Source organism: Ensifer sp. ENS03 (assembly GCF_014852035.1).
Lineage (GTDB): Bacteria > Pseudomonadota > Alphaproteobacteria > Rhizobiales > Rhizobiaceae > Ensifer > Ensifer adhaerens.
This window is the reverse complement of record NZ_JACVAV010000002.1, coordinates 210450-230003: the sequence shown is the minus strand read 5'-3', so window position 1 is coordinate 230003 and position 19554 is coordinate 210450. Positions and strand designations below refer to the sequence as shown.

Genomic DNA, 19554 nt, shown 5'->3' with positions numbered 1-19554 from the left:
ATTGTGCCCGGCCGACCGTCATCTCAATCAACTTTTTCTAAAGCTTCCACCGGCCGCCGAAGTGAGCGACAACGAACAACAGGCTGAGCTGCATCGTCTTGAAGGCGCCATAACCTAGCGCCGAGATTATCAAATAAAACAGGATTTGGTGTTCGGCGACGGTAAGCGTGTGGTGGCCGGGCAGTTCACCTGCGATGAAACGCGATATCACAAAGCCGGCGAAGACTGGCCCGATTAACAACATGCCGACAACGGCAGCGGCGCTTCCCCATCGATCAGTTCGCGGAGATTGTTCTCAGCGTTCGTCATGCAAACCACTCCATCGAAGTTCTACCTCACCGCCCCGGGCGCCCGGTCTTCCCCTTCGTCCGACCCTTCTGCCGCTTTTGGTCTGCCGGGTCCTCATACGACCCGACACCCGGTTTCGCCCGCGTCAGGATCGGTTTTTCCGGGACGTGGCCGATGACAGGCTTTTCGGTGCGGCCGACGGTCATTTCGTCGAGGGTGTTCCGGCGGAACAGCGATTTGTCCGCGCCGGCGGGTGTCGCGACGTCGCGGCCCATTTCGTCGAGGTCGGGCTTGCGGAACAGTGGGGTCTCCGTGTCCGTGCCTGGGCCCATGTCGTCGAGGGACGGCTTCTGAAATAGGGATTTGTCGTCGGTGGATTTGGATCCTCGGGTCGAGCCCGAAGATGACGTCGAGGAGCCGGACCGCTTGCCACCCTCCTGCGACCGTGCCTCTTCCCGTGCCATCGGGTCGTCCATCGCGGCCAGCTCGGCGGCCTTGAGGCGTTTGATCTCGTCGCGCAGGCGCGCGGCCTTTTCGAAGTCGAGGTCGGCGGCGGCGTCGCGCATCTGTTTTTCCAGCGCGTTGAGGTGCGCCTGCAGGTTGTTGCCGACGAGGTGGCCGCCGTCGGCGAAACCCTTGCCGGCGACGCCGGAAATGTCGGCGCGGACGTGGTCCTTCTCGTAGACGCTATCGAGGATGTCGGAGATCTTCGCCTTCACCGATTCCGGGGTGATGCCGTTGGCCTCGTTATAGGCCATCTGCTTTTCGCGGCGGCGGCTGGTTTCGTCCATGGCGCGCTGCATCGAGCCGGTGATCTGGTCGGCGTAGAGGATGACCTTGCCGTCGACGTTGCGGGCGGCGCGGCCGATGGTCTGGACCAGCGAGGTTTCGGAACGCAGGAAGCCTTCCTTGTCGGCGTCGAGAATGGCGACGAAGCCGCATTCGGGGATGTCGAGGCCTTCGCGCAGAAGGTTGATGCCGACGAGCACGTCGAACGCGCCGAGACGCAGGTCGCGGATGATCTCGATGCGCTCCAGCGTGTCGATGTCGGAGTGCATGTAGCGCACGCGAATGCCCTGTTCGTGCAGGTATTCGGTGAGGTCTTCGGCCATGCGCTTGGTGAGCACGGTGACGAGCGTGCGGTAACCGGCCGCCGCCGTCTCGCGGATTTCGCCGAGCACGTCGTCGACCTGGGTTTTAGCCGAGCGCACTTCGACCGGCGGGTCGATCAGGCCGGTCGGGCGGATGACCTGTTCGGCAAAGACGCCGCCGGACTGTTCCAGTTCCCAGGAGCCGGGGGTCGCCGAAACGGCGATGGTATCCGGGCGCATCGCGTCCCATTCCTCGAAGCGTAGCGGGCGGTTGTCCATGCAGGAGGGCAGGCGGAAGCCGTATTCGGCCAGCGTCGCCTTGCGGCGGAAGTCGCCGCGATACATGCCGCCGATCTGGCTGACGGAAACGTGGCTCTCGTCGATGAACAGCAGCGCGTTGTCGGGAATGTATTCGAACAGCGTCGGCGGCGGCTCGCCGGGATTGCGGCCGGTCAAGTAGCGCGAATAGTTCTCGATGCCGGCACAGGAGCCGGTCGCCTCCAGCATCTCGATGTCGTAGCGGGTGCGCTGCTCCAGCCGCTGCGCTTCGAGCAAGCGTCCGCCCTTTTCCAGCTCGGCGAGGCGATGCACCAGCTCTTCCTTGATCGCCTTGATGGCGCCGTTCAGCGTCGGGCGCGGCGTGACATAGTGCGAGTTGGCGTAGATTTTTACCGATTTCAGGTCTCCGGTCTTGTGGCCGGTCAGCGGGTCGAACTCGGTGATCGCGTCGATCTCGTCGCCGAACATGGAGATGCGCCAGGCAGCATCCTCCAGGTGGGCCGGGAAGATTTCGATGGTATCGCCGCGCACCCGGAACGAGCCGCGCTGGAAATCCATGTCGCGACGCTTGTACTGCTGCGCCACCAGGTCGGCGAGCAGCTGCCGCTGGTCGAGCCGGTCGCCGACGCTCATCTGGAATGTCATGGCGGTATAGGTCTCGACCGAGCCGATACCGTAGATGCAGGAGACCGAGGCGACGATGATGCAGTCGTCGCGCTCGAGCAGCGAGCGGGTGGCCGAGTGGCGCATGCGGTCGATCTGCTCGTTGATCGAGGATTCCTTCTCGATGAAGGTATCCGAGCGCGGCACGTAGGCTTCCGGCTGGTAATAGTCGTAGTAGGAGACGAAGTACTCGACCGCGTTATCCGGGAAGAAGTTCTTGAACTCGGAATAGAGCTGGGCGGCGAGCGTCTTGTTCGGCGCGAGGATGACGGCGGGGCGCTGCGTCGCCTCGATCACCTTGGCCATGGTGAAGGTCTTGCCCGAACCGGTGACGCCGAGCAGCACCTGGCTGCGCTCGCCGGAGTTCAGGCCCTCGACCAGATCGGCGATCGCCGTTGGCTGGTCGCCGGCCGGCTGGTAGTCCGACGCCATGCGGATTTCGACGCCGCCTTCGGACTTCGGCGGCCGGGCCGGGCGATGCGGCGTCCAGAGCTTGCCGTCCTTGAACAGCGGGTTGCCGCTTTCGATCAGCGCCGAAAGCGCCTCGACGGTGGCGGTGACGCCCGAGGTGGAGGTCAGCTTGGCGGCGTCTTCCAGCGAGACGTCGAGGCCGGCCACCGGATTGAGGCCGGCGGCGGCGCGGGTCTTCGGGTCGGTCGAACCGCCCATGGAGGTGCCGCGCGCCGACTTGCTGCCAACGATCTCGACCTTGCCTTTCTTGCCCGCCTTCTTCGGCTGCGCCTCGTCATCGGCGCCCGCTGCCTTGCGCGCCGCCTTGGAGGCGGCGATCTCCACCGTCTTGCGGTGCTTGCCGGCCTTGGAGGCGATCTGGCGTTGGGTTTCGAAGGCCGAGGCTTCCGCGTCCGCCTCAAGCTGCTTCACCCAGTCGGAAACATTGCCGGATAGAGGCGTGCCTGACAAAGGCGCCTGCGGCGCTTCTTCGAAACCGGACGGGGTGGAGGGCTTCGGCGGGGCATTCTTCGGAGCTTTGGTCATGGCGGGGAATATGGAGAGAGTCCGGCGGAAAGTGAAGAGGCGAGGGAGTACAAAAGGGCAACATTTCGCCCCGGTTGCCGAAGTCGATTCCGGCGCCGTTTGCGCCTTGAATCTCGGGCTTCAACCGAGACGGGTCGGATTCCTGTCGCATTGTAACCCTTACGGTTGCGGGCCTGACGCTGCGTTACCCCGATTGGGCGAGAAGACAGCCAAGCCTGCCGCGTGATAACAATAGTTCTTTGGAGGGTGCCATGTTCTGCTTGCGTGGTGCCGCACTTGGGCTTTGTGCCGTGGTCCTTGGTCCGATGTCCCCGTTTGCCGCCGAACCGGTCGGCAAGGCAGTGGAGATCCGGACAGCGGTCAATGGTGCGCGGGGTGCGATTGCGGTCAGAGACCCTGTCTACAAGAACGAACGGATATCGACATCGAAGTCCGGGCTCGGGCAGTTCGTCTTCGAGGACGGCACCAAGCTTGCCGTCGGCTGGGGGTCTTCCGTCGTCATCGACAAGTTCGTCTATGACGACAAGAAGTCGGTGAAGAAGCTGACCATCATGGCCGCCAAGGGCACGTTCCGCTGGATCAGCGGCAAATCCGGCCATTCCGCCTATGAAATCGTCACGCCGGCCGGCACCATCGGGGTGCGCGGCACCGCCTTCGACTTCTTTGTCGGCCCGGATGGCACCACCGCGGTGGTGTTGCTCAGCGGCGCGGCGGATTTCTGCGGTCCAGGCGGCTGCCGGCAGCTGACGCAGCGCTGCGATTGCGTTGTCGCCAAGCCTGGCCGGAGGGCCACCGAACCGAAACGGGTCAGCCGCACGACGTTGAAATCCCTGGGCAATGCCCAGGCGCTGCCGTTCCTCTCCGGAGGTCAACGCCTGTCCGGAGCGATCGGCTGGGTGGGCGGCGGTTGCGGGCTGCGCGCGGCGCAGTTCGAGGGCACCACCCGTACCATCCCAGAGCAACCGGCTCGCGTTGAAGAAAAGCCGCGTGAAGAGAAGCCGCCGCCGGAAGAAAAGCCCCGGGATCCGGGCCCGCAGCCGGAGAACCCCGGCGATCCCGGACCGCAGCCCCAGAACCCGGGCGATCCCGGCCCGCAGCCGCAAAACCCGGGTGATCCCGGGCCGCAGCCGCAAAACCCGGGTGATCCCGGGCCGCAGCCGAACAACCCCGGCGACCCAGGACCGCGAGACGGCGGTGGCGGCGATCAACCCAGCCAAGATCAGGGGACGCAGGATCAGGCCCCAAGCCACGATTGAAGGGGCGGCGAAGGCTTTGCTGGCGCACGCCTGATCTCAAAGCCGAACCGGTGCGCCTCGCCGCCTTCCTCTGGCGAGCCGTGTTTCTTGAAAAATGCTCTGAATCAGAAGGCTGCGGTCGTTTCCGCATGTGCTCCGTGAGGTGGCTTTCGACTGCCGTTGGCAAGCTCATTCGGCAGGACGCTTGGTATTCTCGTCGGTCGTCTGGGCGAAATGGTCGGCGCGGCGGCCGATCCGGGCGTAGAAACCGGCGAGTGCCGGCGTCAGCGCCGCTGCCTTCAGCTTGGCGGCGTTGATGATGCTGCGGCTGGTCTGCGTCCGAGCGCCAAGTGCGGCGACCAGCCGATCGTGCAGGCCGCGCAGATCCGCGAAGGCGGGCGAGGCAGCGAGGTTTTCGTCGCCGGCGACGGCATAGACCCGCGTTCGCGTCGTCTTGCCCTTGAGCCCGAGGGAGCCGGCGTCGAGCATGGCATGGTCCGGCAGAGCCTGGGCGGTCGCCTCGGACACTAGAATGTCGATGTTGACGTCCTTGCAGGCCGCTTCGATGCGCGCGGCGATGTTCACGGTGTCGCCGACGGCGGAATAGTTGAACCGCGTCTCGGCGCCCATGTTGCCGACGCAGGCAAGCCCGGTGTGGATGCCGATGCCGATGCGCACTTCCTGATCGGCGCCGAAGCCGAAGGCATTGTCGGCGTTCAGCCGCGCCAGCGTCTCGCGCATGCCAAGCGCTGCACGCACTGCCTTTTGCGGATGGTTGGCGACGTCGACCGGCGCATTCCAGAAGGCCATGATCGAATCGCCGATGAACTTGTCGAGCGTGCCCTCGTTGGCCAGCACATGCCGGCTCAGCGCATCGAGCAGCGTGTTGAGAAAGGCGACGACCTCGGTCGGCGTCATGCGCTCGCTCATTTCGGTGAAGCTGCGCACGTCGACGAACATCACGGTGAGCTCGCGATCGTCGCCGCCGAGGCTGAGGGCATTGCGCGTATGCTCGATGCGGTAGAGCAGCGACGGCGAGAGATAGCGGCCGAAGGCCTGCCGCACCTCGCGGCGTTCGCGATCGGTCACCAGGAAGCGGTAGGCGGTGGCCGCGAAATGGGTGATCGAGGCGGCGAGGATCGGCGCCAGCGGATCGAAAAGCCGTCCGCCATAGTAGAAGGCGATCCAGGAGGCGACGAGCGCCAGCGCCGTCACTGCCATGCCGCAGACGAGTGCGACCACGGGGCTGACGAAGGTAGTGAGCAGCACCAGCAGCGTTCCGGCGAGCGCGATCGAGAGGATTTCGAGCCCGTTCGCCCAATCCGGGCGCGAAAGATAGTGACCCGACAGGATCTGCTCGACGATCTGCGCGTGGATCGAAACACCGGGCACGTTCTGGCCGAGCGCGGTGGTGCGCACATCCTGCAGTCCGGCCGCCGAAGTGCCGATAAAGACGATGCTGCCTTCGATGCCGGCGCGGATATCCGGCGAAGGCTCGCCGTCGGCGAGAATGCGGCGCGCCGAGATATAGCGTTCCGTCGTGTCCGGCGTGACATAGAGCCAGACCTCGCCGGTCGACATCAGCGGTACGACGAAGTCGCCGATCTTGACGGCGGTCAGCGTGTTGGCGACGTCGGGTGCAGCCGCCAGCACATAAGTCGAAGCGCCCTGGGCCACCCGCAGGGCCTCCATGGCCAGGCTCGGATAGAACTGCTGGCCGTCGCTGAGGAATAGCGGGGCGGTGCGCACCACCGCCGAGGACGAGCCGGGATTGAGGCTGATGTGGCCGAGGCCGGCGGCATTGGCCTCGAGCTGCGGCCTGAGCGGCGTCGCGGCCCGCAGGCGCGGCGGCGCTTCGTTGGCGCTTTCGCCGGTCAGGGCAAAGCCGGCCTTGACCGGCGGCAGGTAGCTGCCCTCGTTGGTCAGGCCGAAGCCGAGAACCACGGGCTTGTCGCGGATCGCCTCGGCGAAGATCTCGTCATTGTCCGGCAGGGCGGCAAGGAAGGACGGATCGACACCGCCGACATCGCGCACCACGGTGCGCGGCGACAATCTGTCCGGCTCGGCAAAGAGCACGTCGAAGGCGATCGCGGCCGCACCCATCTCGCTCAAGCGGTCGGTCAGCTTCGCCAGCCGATCGCGCGGCCAGGGCCATTGGCCGAGCTCGCGCAGCGACGCCTCGTCGATGTCGATAATCTTGACCGGCATGGGCTCGAAGCGGCGCGGCGCAATGCGCTGGTATTCGTCGAAGGTGACGTCGCGCGCCTGGCGCAGCAACTGCGGATCCTGGGCGCGCAGAATGGTGAAGAACGCCACCACCGTCATGCCGATCAGAACCCCGAACAGTTGCGATCGTGTCATGGCGGCCTACGGAACCATGGGCAGGCCCGCCTTGACGAGCCCGTCGTTGAAATGCGCGTGGTCGGCAGGATCGACATAGGCGGTAAAGAAGCGCCAGTAGCGCGGCACGTCGTTCGGTGCGTTGGCGATCGCTTCCGGAAGAAGCTTGCGCGCCTCATCGATGCGGTCGAGCTGGCCGAGACAGGTGATCAGCATCACCAGGTTGAAATAGGTGCGGCGCAAGAGCAGCGCCCGTTCGGCGCAGCGCAGGGCTTCGTCGTAGTTGCCGAGATGGTAGTGGGCGAGCGCCATGCGGTTGAGGAAGAGATAGGTGAGCGGATCGTGCGGGCTCAGCCGCAGCGCCTTGTGCAGCGGGTCCAGCGCCTCGGCGAAGCGGCCGATATAGATGCGCGCCCAGCCGAGCGCCATGTGGGCGAGCGCGAAGTTGGAGTTGATGTCGATCGCCTGTTGCGCTTCCTCGACCGCGGCGTGCGGCCGCTGGGCCGCGAAGTTGGCGAGACACATGACATAGTGACAATAGGGGTCGTGATCGTCGATCACCACCGCGCGCGCGGCCTCCGCCTGCAGCTCGGCGCTGTCGCGGTCGATGTCCTTGCTGAAGCCGAAGAAGCAGCGGGCAAAGAGCGAGCGGGCGAGCATCATGTGCGCGCGGCCGAATTCCTGATCGAGGGCGATGGCGCGGCGCTGCCATTCGATCGCCTCGTCGAAATGCGCGGCGGAATCCTGCGCGTTGTGCAGCAGGGTGCCGCGCATGTGGCATTCATAGGCGCCGAGATTGTCGGTGCCCCGCAATTGCGCGCGCCGGTTTTCGCCGATCAGGATCTCCGGCTCGATTGCCGCGACCACATGCTGGGTGATTTCGTCCTGAATGGCGAAGAGGTCGGCGAATTCACGCTCGTAGCGCTGTGCCCAGAGGTGGTTGCCGGTCTCGGCCTCGATCAGCTGGCCGGTGACGCGCACCCGCGAGCCGGACCGGCGCACGCTGCCTTCGACGATGTAGCGCACGCCGAGATCCCGGCCGATCTGTTTGACGTCGACGGCGCGGCCCTTGTAGGCGAAGGAGGAGTTGCGCGCGATGACGAAGAACCAGCGGTAAAGCGACAGTGCGGTGATGATGTCCTCAGTCAGTCCGTCGGCGAAGAAATCCTGCTCGGGATCGCCGGACATGTTGACGAAAGGCAGCACCGCAATCGATGGCTTGTCGGGCAGGGAAAGCGGCATGCCGGGCAAGTCGCCGCCCGCCGGGTTCTCGCGCCACTCGACGCGGTGGACCAGGACCGGACGCGGTATGTTCTTCAGCGCGCGCTCGCCGAGGCGCTGCATCGGAAACTCGAGCTTGCCTTCGATCTGGTCGTGGAGCGCGCCGGAAATGCAGATGTCGTTCGGCTGCGCCACCTGCTGGAGCCGGGCGGCGACATTGACCCCGTCGCCGAGCAGATTGCCGCCGTCGACAACCACGTCGCCAAGATTGAGACCGATGCGGAACTCCATGCGCCTTTCTGGCGGTAGGTCGGCATTGCGGCGCTGAAGGGTTCGCTGGATGGCGACCGCCGCCCGCACGGCCTGCACGGCGCTCTGGAATTCCGCGACCAGGCTGTCGCCGGCCGCGCCGAAGACGCGGCCCCCGTGCTCCGCAGCAAGGCCGGAAATCGTCTCGCAGTAGGTGGCCAGGGTCGCAAGCGTGCCTTCCTCGTCGGTCGCGACAAGGCGACTGTAACCAGCGACATCGGCAGCAAGGATCACGGCGAGCTTCCGTTCCAAGGCGGCGGGCCCCTCCTGCGGCATCTGGTCAGAAGGAAATTAAGCGTAACTTAAATTAGAAAGTCCGAGAAGCGTAAATCGCCCTGATCGGGCCTGAAGACGCTGCTCAATGCGTAAAAATGCTCCACGCGGCTTCTACGCGAGATTGTACTCGCCGGTGCTTCCGCGGGGCGGCCGATTGTGCAAGGTTCGCGGCCTTCATGCCGCCGCGCTTGGTTCAGGCCGGCAACCTCTATCGCGCTCGGGATCAACAGTGATGGCGCCTTTTTCCATTCGCCGGCTCACCTCCAGTGATGCCGAGGCCTATCGGGCAGTTCGGCTAGACGGCCTGCTGAAGCATCCTGAAGCCTTCGGTTCATCTTACGAGGATGAGGCCAGCCGGCCGATCGAGGTCACAGCGGAACGGCTTGATAGCGGCTTCGTCCTCGGCGCCTTCGATAGCGATGAAAAGCTCATGGGTGTTGCTGGCCTCGCGATCCAGACGGCGACAAAGGCAAAGCACAAGGGGACCCTCTGGGGCATGTACGTCTTGCCGGAGGCACGAGGAACCGGGCTATCGCGTTTGCTCGTCGACGGGATTATCGCCGAAGCGCGGGGCAAGGTGGAGCGGCTGTTGCTGACAGTCGTCTCGTCGAACGCCGCTGCCCTCAGCCTCTACCGGAAGGCGGGATTTGTCGAATACGGCCTGGAACAGCGCGCGCTGCGGGTCGACGATGCCTATTTCGACGAGATGTTGATGGCGTTGTCGCTTTAAGCGGCGTGGCGGTCAGCCAGGGAACACGCAGCGGGGTCGACGCGGCGCTGTGCAGCGGTAGGATGGCGCCACCATGCCGCTGATTCGACCCACACGCGAAAGCGACCTTTCTCTTCTGCCCGCCATCGAGCGCTCCTCCGGCGAGGTGTTCCGCACCGTCCCCGAGCTTGCCTGGATTGCCGATGACGACGTGCAATCGGCAGAAGCTCATCGCGAATTCCTGCGCACCGGACTATCGGTGGTAATGGTCGACGCCTCCGATCGGCCGATCGCTTTTCTTTGCGCTACGGTTGCTGACGATGCCATGCACATCTGGCAGCTTGCCGTCGAGGCGGAACGTCAGGGGCAGGGGCTTGGGCGCACGCTGATGCTGGCGGCAATCGCGCATGCGCGCGTGACGTCATGCGCCGCCGTCACGCTGACGACGTTCCGCGATCTTGCCTGGAACGAGCACTTCTATCGCAAGCTCGGCTTTGTGACGCTCGATGCGGGCGAACTCGATCCGCGTCTTGCCGAAATCCTTGCCAACGAGGCTGCGCACGGGCTGCCGGCAGAGCGGCGCTGTGCCATGCGGCTGAAGCTCGCTTGAGGGCGCAAGCCAGCATTCCGGAAAGCCGGCGCTGAAAGAAGCTCGCTCGGGCGCGGTTGTGGCCGCGCTACCGTCTGATGGCGACCACCTGGCCGCGTGCGAACTGCGATACCCTGACGCCGCCGGACTGGTTGCCGCCGATCAGCTGGGCCGTCGATTTCGACAGCATGGACAGGATGCCGACGTGATAGCCGCGGCCGGTGCGCACGACGACGACGTCGCCGGGACGGGCATAGGAGAGCTTCACGGGCGCGCCAAAACGCAGCCAGGAACGGGCGATGCCGAAGCTCTGCGGCGGACTGCGCCCGGCCTTGCGGGCGACCATGCCCATGAAATGGCCGCACCAGGGGGTGCGGGCCGGGTTGATGCCGAGCGCTGCACGAAGGGTCTTGTTGTTCTTGACCTCGTGCAGGCCCTTGTATTGCTGCGCCTGGGCAAGCATGCCCGCATTGGCGAAATCAGGTGTCAGTAGCGCGACATAGGCAGCCGCAAGAAACGCCAGGACCTTCATGGTCAGGTCTCCTTGACAAGTTGCTTGGTGCGAACGGTCGGGGCGGCCTGGCAATCGCCGGCATGGCACCCGGTTGCTCAACGGTTTCCAATGTTGGGCGGGGAGATATCAGCGGACGCGCGCGTGCAGGCGTTGAAAAACGCCGCATCGGGCACGTCGGCGAACCGCGGCAAAACGCGGAGCCAGCTTCACGGCAACTGCCGTTTCGAAGTGTGGTATTCCCCTGTCTGCCCCGTCGGGCAGCAAAGCTTCATTCACCATGCGCCGGTGCAAAATTGTGGCAAAACCCGTAAAATATTAGGGCAGGGATTGCTAATCGCCGAAATAGCTGATGCGAAACGGCGATTCGCCGCGTCAGACATCAAAAAAATAGTGGGTCGGTGCCTTCCAAGGCAGGTCTTTACGCCGGAGAAGCGGCGGCACTTGCGCGCCTACGGGGCGGCGGCGCATCGTCTCAGCGTGATTCGCACGCCGAGGTTCTTCATGTCGTTCACCCTTTCTCCGGCCTATCTCTGGCCCGTTCTTCTGCTCCTGATCTCCAACGTCTTCATGACCTTTGCCTGGTACGGGCACCTGAAGTACACGTCGTCGCCGCTTTACATGGCGATCGTCGCCAGCTGGGGCATTGCCTTCTTCGAATATTGCCTGGCGGTGCCGGCAAACCGCATCGGCCACCAGGTCTATTCGGCGGCCCAGTTGAAGACGATGCAGGAGGTGATCACGCTGATCGTCTTTGCAGCCTTCTCCGTCTTCTGGCTGAAGGAGTCGATCGGCTGGAACCATCTGGTCGGCTTCGCGTTGATCGCGGCCGGTGCTTCCTTCATCTTCAAGGGCTGACGCACCCCCAACGGACACAAAGAAAAAGGCAGGGCGTAAACCCTGCCTTTTCAGCGAAAAGCGGTTTGTCGTCGGCGTTGCGGTAACTACATCACCGCCGCCACGGCCGGGGCCAGATGCGGCCAGACCTCGACTGCGCCGCGATAGATCATGTCGAGCGCGACATAGAGGATGATCACGAGACCGATATAGGCGATCCAGTGATAGCGGTTGAGCAGCCGGGCGATAAAGCCGGCGGCGATGCCCATCATGGCGATCGAGAGCGCAAGGCCGATTACCAGGATCGTCGGATGTTCGCGGGCAGCGCCGGCAACAGCGAGCACGTTGTCGAGCGACATCGAGACGTCGGCGACGACGATCTGGATGGCCGCCTGCATGAAGGTTTTCCTGGGCGCCTCGGAGCCTTGTCCGCTTTCGCCCGCAGCGTTTGCTGCCTGCTGTTCGCGAATTTCGCGCCACATCTTCCAGCAGACCCAAAGCAGCAGGATGCCGCCGGCGAGCAGCAGGCCGATGATTTCGAGCAGTTGCACCGTGACGCTGGCGAGCGCGATGCGCAGCACCGTGGCGGCGATGATGCCGACGAGAATGACCTTCTTGCGTTGGTCCGTCGGCAGGCCAGCGGCGGCAAGACCAATCACGACGGCGTTGTCGCCGGCGAGAACGAGGTCAATGACGATGACTTGAAGAAGCGCCGCCAGGCCGGCAGCGGTAAAGATTTCCATGATGCAACAGTCCCCCGACCTGCATATGCGAGATATAGATATGACTAACGGATAAAGCACTGCCGTGCCGCTGGATCAAGACCACTGGACGGAAATCCTCAACGACGGCCCTGCCGCGTCTCAATCGAGAAGATCGAAAGCCCGGTACATCCAGACGAGCTGGTAGGCGACGGCTGCGACGACGAAGACCGCGTGAAAGCGGCGGTTCGGGGTCCAGGCGGCGGCAATGCAGAGCAGGATGTAGGCGGTGTTGCGCGCCGGGTACTCAAAGCCGTAGGACGCGAAATAGGCCTTTCCCTTCAACGCGGTGTCGACGAGATCGACGGCAAAGGCAAGCGCCAGGGCACCAAAGAACCAGGCCCGGCGCGACATGAAATAGTGTTCGTAGTCGCTGTAGTCGTCGAGCGTCGTTGGAAACAGCATGACGCAGAGAAAGAAGAAGACGCAGCAATAGAGGACGACGAAGAGGTAGACGCTGACATCGATCACCGCCAGCGAATGCAGGTGGAACTCCCACCACCAGAAGTGCACGAGGAAGACGAACATAAACAGGACCCAGCCGAGGTGGATCCAGTAGACGCGCGTCTTGCCGGGATGCTGGACGAAGAGTGCAATGCCGCTCAAGAGCCGAGCGAGGCTCAGGCTGACGATCATGCCCATGACGACGCGGATATGCGAGAAGATCTCCGGGTCGGTATGGGCAGGCTCCATACGCCGCGCTCCTATTCTTCCGCCGGCACCGGCTTCGGTTTGCCGTTCTCGTCGAGCGCGACCATCACGAAGATCGCGTCCGTCACCTTTTCCATCAGATGCGAGAGATAACGCTGCGCCCAGGCTTCGACCTTGAGCGTCATCGAGGTGCGGCCAACCTTGACCACGTCCGTATAGATGCAGAGCGTGTCGCCGATCTTGACGGGCAGCGCGAAGGCCATTTCCTTGACAGCCGCCGTCACGACGCGGCCGCGGGCGCGTTCTGCCGCGCGGATGCCGCAGGACAGGTCCATCTGCGCCATCACCCAGCCGCCGAAGATGTCGCCCGCCGCATTGGCATCGCCCGGCATGGCGAGCGTGCGCAAGGTGAGTTCGCCGGTCGGTCTCGTCTGTTCGGTCATGCAGCCTGTCTCCCTGTTGGAGACAAGATGTAACCCGAGCGCACTTGTGGAGGGAAGACCCCGCTGCCGCACAAATGCCGGCAACGTCCTTGAGGTGCCGGCTCGTTATACTTTCGAAGGGGGTGAATGAGGAATGCCAAATTTAGGGGTTCCTCGTTAGGAGCTTTGCAAAGACCTCATCCTAACCTGCAGGCTCTGAGAGTGCCTGCCGGCTATGCCGCGGCAGCCAGGATTTGGGGCGGCGCGGGGAGCGCCGAGGGGCAGGGGATTGGCAATGAAGAAATTCAGGATTTCGGCGCGTCTCTACGCGCTGGTGGCATTTGCGCTTTTGACCATGGCGGCGGCGCTGACCTTCGGTCTGTTCCAGGCGCAGGAAAAGCTCGTCGGCGAACGAAAGGCGATGCTTGCGGCGATGGACGAGAACGCGATCGCCGTGTTCGACGCCTATCACAAGCTGGAAGTGGCCGGCACGCTGCCGCGCGAGGAGGCGCAGAAGCGCGCGCTAGAAGCGATCAAGGCGATGCGCTACCAGGGCAGCGGCTATTTCTGGGTCAACGACATGCATCCGACCATGATCATGCATCCGATCAAGCCGGAGCTCGACGGCAAGGACCTCACCGAAAACAAGGATCCCAACGGCAAGCAGCTCTTCGTCGAGTTCGTAAAGACCGTCGAAAAGAGCGGCCAGGGTTTCGTCGACTACTACTGGCCGAAGCCCGGTGCCGACGCGCCGGTGCTGAAGTATTCGCACGTTGCCGGCTTCAAGCCCTGGGGCTGGGTGGTCGGGACCGGCGTCTATGCCGACGACCTGGCGGCGATGTTCCGCGACCGCGCCTGGCAGGTTGCCGGCATTCTTGCCGCCGCCGCTCTTGCCATCCTGATGGCGGCACTGGCGATCGTGCGCAGCGTCGTCAAGCCGGTCGAAAAGCTGAAGGCCTCGATGCGGGCGATCGCCGACGAAGATCTGTCTTCGGAGGTGCCGGAAACCGACCGTGGCGACGAGATCGGCCAGATGGCCAAGGTCCTCGTTGTCCTGCGTGACTCGGTGCGCGAACGGCTGGAGTTGCGCTCGCGTGAGGCAGAACAGCAGGAGCGACTGAGTTCCGAGCGGCGCGGCAACGAGCAGCGCCAGCGGGCGACGGCTGAGGCGCAGGCCGAGACGATGGAAACCGTTGGTGCGGCGCTCGAACTCCTGGCGAGCGGCGACCTCACCGCCGAGATCGGCCATATCGCGCCGGAATACGGCAAGCTGCGGGACGACTTCAACACCGCCGTCGCAGCCCTTCGTGATGTCATCGGCTCGATCTCGCATTCGACCGAGATCGTCACAGCCAGCGCCGGCGATATTTCCGAAGCGGCAAACAATCTTTCCCGCCGGACGGAACAGCAGGCAGCCGCCCTTGAAGAGACGGCCGCGGCACTGGACGAAATCACCTCGACGGTTCGCCATGCCTCCGAACGGGCAAACGAAGCGCGTGAGATGGTCGACCGGACCAGGACCAGCGCCGCAAAGTCCGGCGGCATCGTGCGCAATGCCATCGACGCCATGGGGCGGATCGAAAGCTCGTCCGGCCGCATCGGCCAGATCATCGGCGTCATCGACGAGATCGCCTTCCAGACGAATCTGCTGGCGCTCAACGCCGGGGTCGAGGCAGCGCGCGCCGGCGAGGCGGGCCGCGGCTTTGCCGTCGTCGCACAGGAAGTGCGCGAGTTGGCGCAGCGTTCGGCCGGAGCCGCCAAGGAGATCAAGGAACTGATCGGCGCCTCGGTGCGCGAGGTCGGCGCCGGCGTCGATCTGGTTCGCTCCACAGGCGAGGCGCTCTCGGAGATCGAGGCGCAGGTCAACCGGGTCAACGAGCAGGTGGCCTCGATCGCCACGGCTGCGCGCGAGCAGGCGACCGGGCTGCAGGAGGTCAATGTCGCCGTCAACAGCATGGACCAGATGACCCAGCAGAACGCGGCGATGGTGGAGGAAACGACGGCGGCGAGCCAGACGCTGGCGGCCGAAAGCCGCGAGCTGAAGTCGCTGCTGACGAAGTTCCGGCTGCAGCCTTCAGGCTCGCACGCGGGTTACGGCCGCGCCGCCTGACGCCACAGGTTTGTCGATTGCGACCCGCGCGCTACGCCGCGCGGGTTTTTCATTGGGGGTCGGCCGCAATGCTGTCGCAAGGATACGCGTTTAGGTGCCGCCATCGTCACACCGGTTGTCGTGCACGGAGACATTCTCCGTCTTGACCTCAGCACCGCCGGGGATAGATACGCGAGAAGCGGGAGGTGTTCGACGGGGCGTCGCTCCGGTTGCCGGCCGCTGCACCAGAGGGGACACCATGGCACTTCTCAAACTACTTCTGACCCGGCCGATCGCGCTCATGATGCTGGCGCTCGGGTTTCTTTCCGCCTGTACCGTCGTCGTCGACGAGCCGCGGCCGGGGCCGAGGCCCACGCGCCCGCAGGCCTGCACGATGGAATATGCGCCGGTTTGTGGCGAGCGCGGCAATCGTATGCGCAGCTTCCCGAACTCCTGCCAGGCGCGCGCCGACGGCTTCAACGTCATCCACCGCGGCGAGTGCCGTCCGGACTATCGCCCGCCGGATCGCGAGCCGCAGGCCTGCACGATGGAATACAATCCGGTGTGTGGCCAGCGCGGCCGCCGCACGCAGACCTTCTCGAACGCCTGCCAGGCGCGTTCCGAGGGCTTCCAGGTGATCGGCCGCGGCGAATGCCGCAGGGAGGACGACCGTCCATCCGAGGGCCAGTTCTGCACCCGCGAATATGCCCCGGTCTGCGGCCAGCGTGGCAGCCGCATCGAAACCTTCTCCAACGCCTGCGAGGCGGGCGGTGCCGGTTTCCAGATCGTCCATCGCGGCGAGTGCCGCTAAGGCCTAAGCGATCACGCCTTCAGCATGCGAGCCCGCGTCCGACGAGGACGCGGGCTCTTTTTTGTCGGTATGGATGGACCATTCGCAGCGCGGACACCCCATTTCCAGCGGTTGGCGCGCAAGCCTTCGTTTACCGTATTTGAATAAAATGCCAGGCAAATCAGGCTTTATGTCCGCTGTGCCCGGTTTGCGACACAGGCAAAAGGCAGCAATTGCAGGTGCTGTAGCAACCATTGCGTGCCAATTGAACGCGGTGGCGGCGGCAGGGGCAGCGGGGCGATGACGGTGGTCTTTTTCGGGCCGCCTGGAGGAAGGCGCAGTTCGGTATGGCCTATGTTACTCGTCTCCATCGCCCGCTGACGGCGCTCGTTCTTTCGTTTTCGCTCGTCACCTGCTCGACCGATGACGCGCTTTCGCCGCCCGGCCGCATCGATGGCGGGGCGCGGGTCGGGTCGATCGGGCCGGTTCCTGTCGATGCCGTGCCGGCAGAGGAGGTGGCCGCCTATCCGGCCGCCACGCAGCCCTCGACCTTCCAGACCAATCCGCAGCACGCGGCGCCTCAGCAGACGCGCCGCGCGCTTCCGATGCTCGATAGCGACGAGGCGGTGGCGACGGGCGCGCAGCCGGCAAGCGCCGGCTCGAGCGCTATTCCCCAAGAGGGCGTCAACATGGATGCGATGCTCGGCGTGGAGCAGCCGGTGGTGGGGCTTGCGGAAGAGCAGAGCAACGACATTGCCGAGGGCAATGCCAGCCAGCCGGTGGTCGGCGGCATTGGTGACGAGAATGTGCGCCAACTCGGCGGTGCAAACAGCGCCGCGCCGGCCGAAGCGAACCTTGGCTATGACCCGGATCTGCCGCCGCTGTCGCCGGACAAGATGGCCGCCGAACAGGCGCAGCTCGCCCGCGCCATGGAACAGCAGCGCCTTCAGCGCACGCAGGAGCCGCAGCAGGTCGCCTTCCTGCCGCGCGCCAACAATCCGATGTCGACGCCCGAATATACCGGCGCGATGCCCGGTTCCGAGATTGCTTGCCGCCAGCGCCTGAAAAAGCTCGGCGTCACCTTCCGCGACATTCCGCGCATCAGCAACGGTCCGTCCTGCGGCATCGACTATCCGATCGAACTCAGCGGGCTGTCCGGCGGCATCGGTGTGAAGCCGGCGGTCAAGCTCAATTGCGAGGTGACCGAGGCTTTCGCGAAGTGGGTGAAGTACGAACTCGCCCCGTCGTCACGCTACCGCTACTGGTCCGGCATCAAGACGATCAAACCGCTTGGCGGCTACTCCTGCCGTACGATGAATTCGCGTCGCGGCAATCCGATGTCGGAACACGCGCGCGGCAACGCCATCGATGTCGGCAAGTTCGTGCTGAAGAACGGCAAGGAAATCGACGTGCGCAAGAAGGGCTTCTTCGCCTTCCGCGAGAAGGCATTGCTGAAGGCCGTGCGTTCCGACAGCTGCAAGTACTTCAACACCGTGCTCGGCCCGGGCAGCGACCCGTTCCACAAGGACCATTTCCACTTCGACCTGAGGACGCGCAAGACCGGTTATCGGCACTGCGATTAGGTGTTCAGCCGGTTGGCACCAGTGGTTTCCAGCTGCCGGCTATCGAAGCTCGGAAGCCGGCAAAAAAAAGAGGCCGGCGGGGAGGCCGGCCCAACGACCGGAGCAAAAGGGGGAGGCTCCGGCCTGCAAATCACGAGCGCAAATCAAAGGGCGATGTTGCGGCCCGCGCGTTGCAAACTGATCGAAGAGCGTCACGGTTTCGTGACAGTTGGGCGTGATTGCTGTGGTCGGCCGAGCAAATCTTGCGCCGGCTTTCGTTCGAGTGCGTTCCTGGCCGGCTGTCGGCGAAGATCTGCGAATCGACCTGATTCCCTAAATAAGTAGTATTATACTTTAGGTTTTACTCGTCCGGGTCGCGTTCCGATCGGTTGCCCCAAATATGGCGATTCCCGGCATTTTCGGATCCAATTGTAACAGACTGAATTTTCTATATGTTTTTCTGCAGATGAGAAAACCTCGGGTTGGCGAGGCCGTGCCGATCTCTCCGTTTCGTCTGGTTTTGTAATAAGTAATACGATATTATATTATTTCGTATAACAATCTTGGATAGTGTCTGGTTGGCCGCTGCAAGCATTGGGGGCCCTACTCACTCCTTGACGCCACAGGAGGACGAAATGGGAACGGTCATGCAATTTCCGGGGATGCGCAGCGATATGGCTGTGCATGCCGCCGAAGTTTCTAAAATCCTCAGGACACTTGCCAACCGCAACAGGTTGCTGATCGTGAGCGCGCTGCTCGAAGGCGAGCATTCTGTCGCGGCGCTCGAGGAAATGCTGGGCATTCGCCAGCCCACGCTTTCACAGCAATTGACGGTGTTGCGGGATGCCGGCATTGTCGCGACCCGTCGGCAGGCCAAGCAGGTTTTCTATCGGCTCAGCCACGACAAGGTGGCGCGCCTCGTCGGCTCGCTCTATCAGATCTTCTGTCGAGATGGTTCAAAAGCATGAATGAATACGGGAATGCGCTGGTAGGCGGGCTGTTGATTGGCCTGTCGGCGGCGATCCTGATGGTGGCCACTGGCCGGGTGGCCGGCATCAGTGGCATCGCAGGGCGGCTGCTGCAGGGCGTACAGGCTTCGTCGGGCGCATTGTTCGTACTGGGGCTGATTGCCGGACCGGCGTTGTACCGCCTCACTTTCGATGCCTGGCCGTCGGTGACTGTGACGGCCTCCTGGCCGCTTCTCGTGGTTGGGGGCCTGCTGGTGGGCTTCGGCTCGCGCATGGGCTCGGGCTGCACCAGCGGTCATGGCGTTGTCGGGCTTGCAAGGCTGTCGCGCCGCTCGATCGCCGCGGTCGCCACGTTCATGGGAGCGGCGATCGTCACGGTCTTCGTTGCGGGTTTCTTCGCATGAACAGCGCCTTGCTCCGCCTTGCCGCGACGCTCGTCTCCGGCGTCGTATTCGGGTTCGGTCTTTCGCTGTCGGGAATGCTCGATCCGGCCCGCGTGCGGGCTTTTCTTGACATAACCGGCAACTGGAACCCAAGCCTTGCCTTCGTGCTCGGCGGCGCTGTCTTCGTTTCGGCGCTCGGAGTTCTGGTGACGCGCCGGTTGGAACATCCGCTGTTCGACGGGACCTTTCATCTGCCCAACAATCAGGTCATCGACCGGCGACTGATCGTCGGCTCGGCGATCTTCGGCGTCGGCTGGGGGCTGGTCGGGCTTTGCCCGGGCCCGGCGCTCGCCTCGCTGTCGCTTGGCTTGCCGGCCACGGTCCTCTTCGTGGTGGCAATGCTGGCCGGGATGCTGGTCCATGACCGGCTGGTTGACCGCAAGCTCCCGAGGCAGACATCGGCCGGAGCGGGCGCCGATACGGGACTGTCTCAGCCGCGTTGACGCACAGTCATCTTGTTTTTTCATTCCAGCCGGCTGCAAATCGGAATGAATTGTCCCATATAGGGCGGGACCTCAAGACTC

Annotated in this window: 17 protein-coding genes; 10 read left to right on the top strand and 7 right to left on the bottom strand. The window is 64.0% G+C overall.

Annotated elements, in window-relative coordinates; genetic code table 11:
• Positions 1-335: 335 nt before the first annotated feature.
• On the bottom strand, positions 336-3317 hold the full coding sequence (gene uvrB, locus IB263_RS07730) for an excinuclease ABC subunit UvrB (protein WP_192438161.1): 2982 nt from the start codon (positions 3315-3317) through the stop codon (positions 336-338).
• 251 nt (positions 3318-3568) lie between these two features.
• Between uvrB and IB263_RS07725 the strand changes: the two genes are divergently transcribed.
• Complete coding sequence (locus IB263_RS07725; RefSeq protein ID WP_192438159.1) at positions 3569-4573, top strand: FecR domain-containing protein; 1005 nt, start codon at positions 3569-3571, stop codon at positions 4571-4573.
• Between the two features lie 168 nt (positions 4574-4741).
• On the opposite strand, the gene IB263_RS07720 is transcribed toward IB263_RS07725, so the two are convergent.
• A complete protein-coding gene (locus IB263_RS07720; RefSeq protein ID WP_192438157.1) occupies positions 4742-6913 on the bottom strand; it encodes a CHASE2 domain-containing protein in 2172 nt (723 codons plus the stop codon).
• A gap of 6 nt (positions 6914-6919) precedes the next feature.
• Positions 6920-8674 carry an adenylate/guanylate cyclase domain-containing protein gene (locus tag IB263_RS07715; RefSeq protein ID WP_192438154.1) on the bottom strand — a complete coding sequence of 585 codons (1755 nt, stop codon included), beginning with the start codon at positions 8672-8674 and terminating at the stop codon, positions 6920-6922.
• A 256-nt stretch (positions 8675-8930) separates the two neighbouring features.
• On the opposite strand from IB263_RS07715, the gene IB263_RS07710 reads away from it, so the two are divergent.
• Positions 8931-9428, top strand: coding sequence for a GNAT family N-acetyltransferase (locus IB263_RS07710; RefSeq protein WP_112770897.1), 498 nt, complete (start codon positions 8931-8933; stop codon positions 9426-9428).
• Positions 9429-9501: 73 nt separating this feature from the next.
• Complete coding sequence (locus IB263_RS07705; protein ID WP_090293937.1) at positions 9502-10017, top strand: GNAT family N-acetyltransferase; 516 nt, start codon at positions 9502-9504, stop codon at positions 10015-10017.
• A gap of 67 nt (positions 10018-10084) precedes the next feature.
• Here IB263_RS07705 and IB263_RS07700 read toward each other — a convergent pair whose 3' ends face one another.
• Positions 10085-10528 (bottom strand): TIGR02594 family protein, encoded by a 444-nt coding sequence (locus IB263_RS07700; protein ID WP_034795245.1) that lies wholly within the window; start codon positions 10526-10528, stop codon positions 10085-10087.
• Positions 10529-11011: 483 nt separating this feature from the next.
• On the opposite strand from IB263_RS07700, the gene IB263_RS07695 reads away from it, so the two are divergent.
• Positions 11012-11365: a DMT family protein gene (locus IB263_RS07695; protein WP_034795307.1), complete on the top strand. Its 354-nt coding sequence runs from the start codon at positions 11012-11014 to the stop codon at positions 11363-11365.
• 86 nt (positions 11366-11451) lie between these two features.
• Here the strand turns inward: IB263_RS07695 and IB263_RS07690 are convergent, their stop codons facing one another.
• From IB263_RS07690 to IB263_RS07680, 3 genes are all read right to left on the bottom strand, one after another.
• Complete coding sequence (locus IB263_RS07690; RefSeq protein WP_034795244.1) at positions 11452-12087, bottom strand: TerC family protein; 636 nt, start codon at positions 12085-12087, stop codon at positions 11452-11454.
• Between the two features lie 120 nt (positions 12088-12207).
• Positions 12208-12798: a hypothetical protein gene (locus IB263_RS07685; protein ID WP_034795242.1), complete on the bottom strand. Its 591-nt coding sequence runs from the start codon at positions 12796-12798 to the stop codon at positions 12208-12210.
• Between the two features lie 11 nt (positions 12799-12809).
• Positions 12810-13199 carry an acyl-CoA thioesterase gene (locus IB263_RS07680; protein ID WP_043626011.1) on the bottom strand — a complete coding sequence of 130 codons (390 nt, stop codon included), beginning with the start codon at positions 13197-13199 and terminating at the stop codon, positions 12810-12812.
• A gap of 274 nt (positions 13200-13473) precedes the next feature.
• Between IB263_RS07680 and IB263_RS07675 the strand changes: the two genes are divergently transcribed.
• From IB263_RS07675 to IB263_RS07650, 6 genes are all read left to right on the top strand, one after another.
• Entirely contained in the window at positions 13474-15288 is a 1815-nt protein-coding gene (locus tag IB263_RS07675) for a methyl-accepting chemotaxis protein (RefSeq protein WP_089044157.1), read from the top strand.
• 238 nt (positions 15289-15526) lie between these two features.
• Positions 15527-16078, top strand: a complete 552-nt coding sequence (locus tag IB263_RS07670; RefSeq protein ID WP_034795236.1) for a Kazal-type serine protease inhibitor domain-containing protein — start codon at positions 15527-15529, stop codon at positions 16076-16078.
• A gap of 326 nt (positions 16079-16404) precedes the next feature.
• A complete protein-coding gene (locus IB263_RS07665) occupies positions 16405-17640 on the top strand; it encodes an extensin family protein (RefSeq protein ID WP_192438152.1) in 1236 nt (411 codons plus the stop codon).
• A gap of 614 nt (positions 17641-18254) precedes the next feature.
• Positions 18255-18587 (top strand): metalloregulator ArsR/SmtB family transcription factor, encoded by a 333-nt coding sequence (locus tag IB263_RS07660; protein WP_034795232.1) that lies wholly within the window; start codon positions 18255-18257, stop codon positions 18585-18587.
• Positions 18584-18991 (top strand): YeeE/YedE family protein, encoded by a 408-nt coding sequence (locus IB263_RS07655; RefSeq protein WP_192438150.1) that lies wholly within the window; start codon positions 18584-18586, stop codon positions 18989-18991. Before IB263_RS07660 ends, IB263_RS07655 begins: the two co-directional genes overlap by 4 nt.
• Positions 18988-19473, top strand: a complete 486-nt coding sequence (locus IB263_RS07650) for a YeeE/YedE family protein (protein ID WP_192438148.1) — start codon at positions 18988-18990, stop codon at positions 19471-19473. Before IB263_RS07655 ends, IB263_RS07650 begins: the two co-directional genes overlap by 4 nt.
• The last annotated feature ends 81 nt before the right edge of the window (positions 19474-19554 follow it).

Excerpts from the sequence above, each read along its gene's own strand:
- uvrB (WP_192438161.1), bottom strand. The coding sequence starts at position 3,317 with ATGACCAAAGCTCCGAAGAATGCCCCGCCGAAGCCCTCCACCCCGTCC.
- IB263_RS07725 (WP_192438159.1), top strand. The coding sequence starts at position 3,569 with ATGTTCTGCTTGCGTGGTGCCGCACTTGGGCTTTGTGCCGTGGTCCTT.
- IB263_RS07720 (WP_192438157.1), bottom strand. The coding sequence starts at position 6,913 with ATGACACGATCGCAACTGTTCGGGGTTCTGATCGGCATGACGGTGGTG.
- IB263_RS07710 (WP_112770897.1), top strand. The coding sequence starts at position 8,931 with ATGGCGCCTTTTTCCATTCGCCGGCTCACCTCCAGTGATGCCGAGGCC.
- IB263_RS07705 (WP_090293937.1), top strand. The coding sequence starts at position 9,502 with ATGCCGCTGATTCGACCCACACGCGAAAGCGACCTTTCTCTTCTGCCC.
- IB263_RS07700 (WP_034795245.1), bottom strand. The coding sequence starts at position 10,528 with ATGAAGGTCCTGGCGTTTCTTGCGGCTGCCTATGTCGCGCTACTGACA.
- IB263_RS07695 (WP_034795307.1), top strand. The coding sequence starts at position 11,012 with ATGTCGTTCACCCTTTCTCCGGCCTATCTCTGGCCCGTTCTTCTGCTC.
- IB263_RS07690 (WP_034795244.1), bottom strand. The coding sequence starts at position 12,087 with ATGGAAATCTTTACCGCTGCCGGCCTGGCGGCGCTTCTTCAAGTCATC.
- IB263_RS07685 (WP_034795242.1), bottom strand. The coding sequence starts at position 12,798 with ATGGAGCCTGCCCATACCGACCCGGAGATCTTCTCGCATATCCGCGTC.
- IB263_RS07680 (WP_043626011.1), bottom strand. The coding sequence starts at position 13,199 with ATGACCGAACAGACGAGACCGACCGGCGAACTCACCTTGCGCACGCTC.
- IB263_RS07675 (WP_089044157.1), top strand. The coding sequence starts at position 13,474 with ATGAAGAAATTCAGGATTTCGGCGCGTCTCTACGCGCTGGTGGCATTT.
- IB263_RS07670 (WP_034795236.1), top strand. The coding sequence starts at position 15,527 with ATGGCACTTCTCAAACTACTTCTGACCCGGCCGATCGCGCTCATGATG.
- IB263_RS07665 (WP_192438152.1), top strand. The coding sequence starts at position 16,405 with ATGGCCTATGTTACTCGTCTCCATCGCCCGCTGACGGCGCTCGTTCTT.
- IB263_RS07660 (WP_034795232.1), top strand. The coding sequence starts at position 18,255 with ATGGGAACGGTCATGCAATTTCCGGGGATGCGCAGCGATATGGCTGTG.
- IB263_RS07655 (WP_192438150.1), top strand. The coding sequence starts at position 18,584 with ATGAATGAATACGGGAATGCGCTGGTAGGCGGGCTGTTGATTGGCCTG.
- IB263_RS07650 (WP_192438148.1), top strand. The coding sequence starts at position 18,988 with ATGAACAGCGCCTTGCTCCGCCTTGCCGCGACGCTCGTCTCCGGCGTC.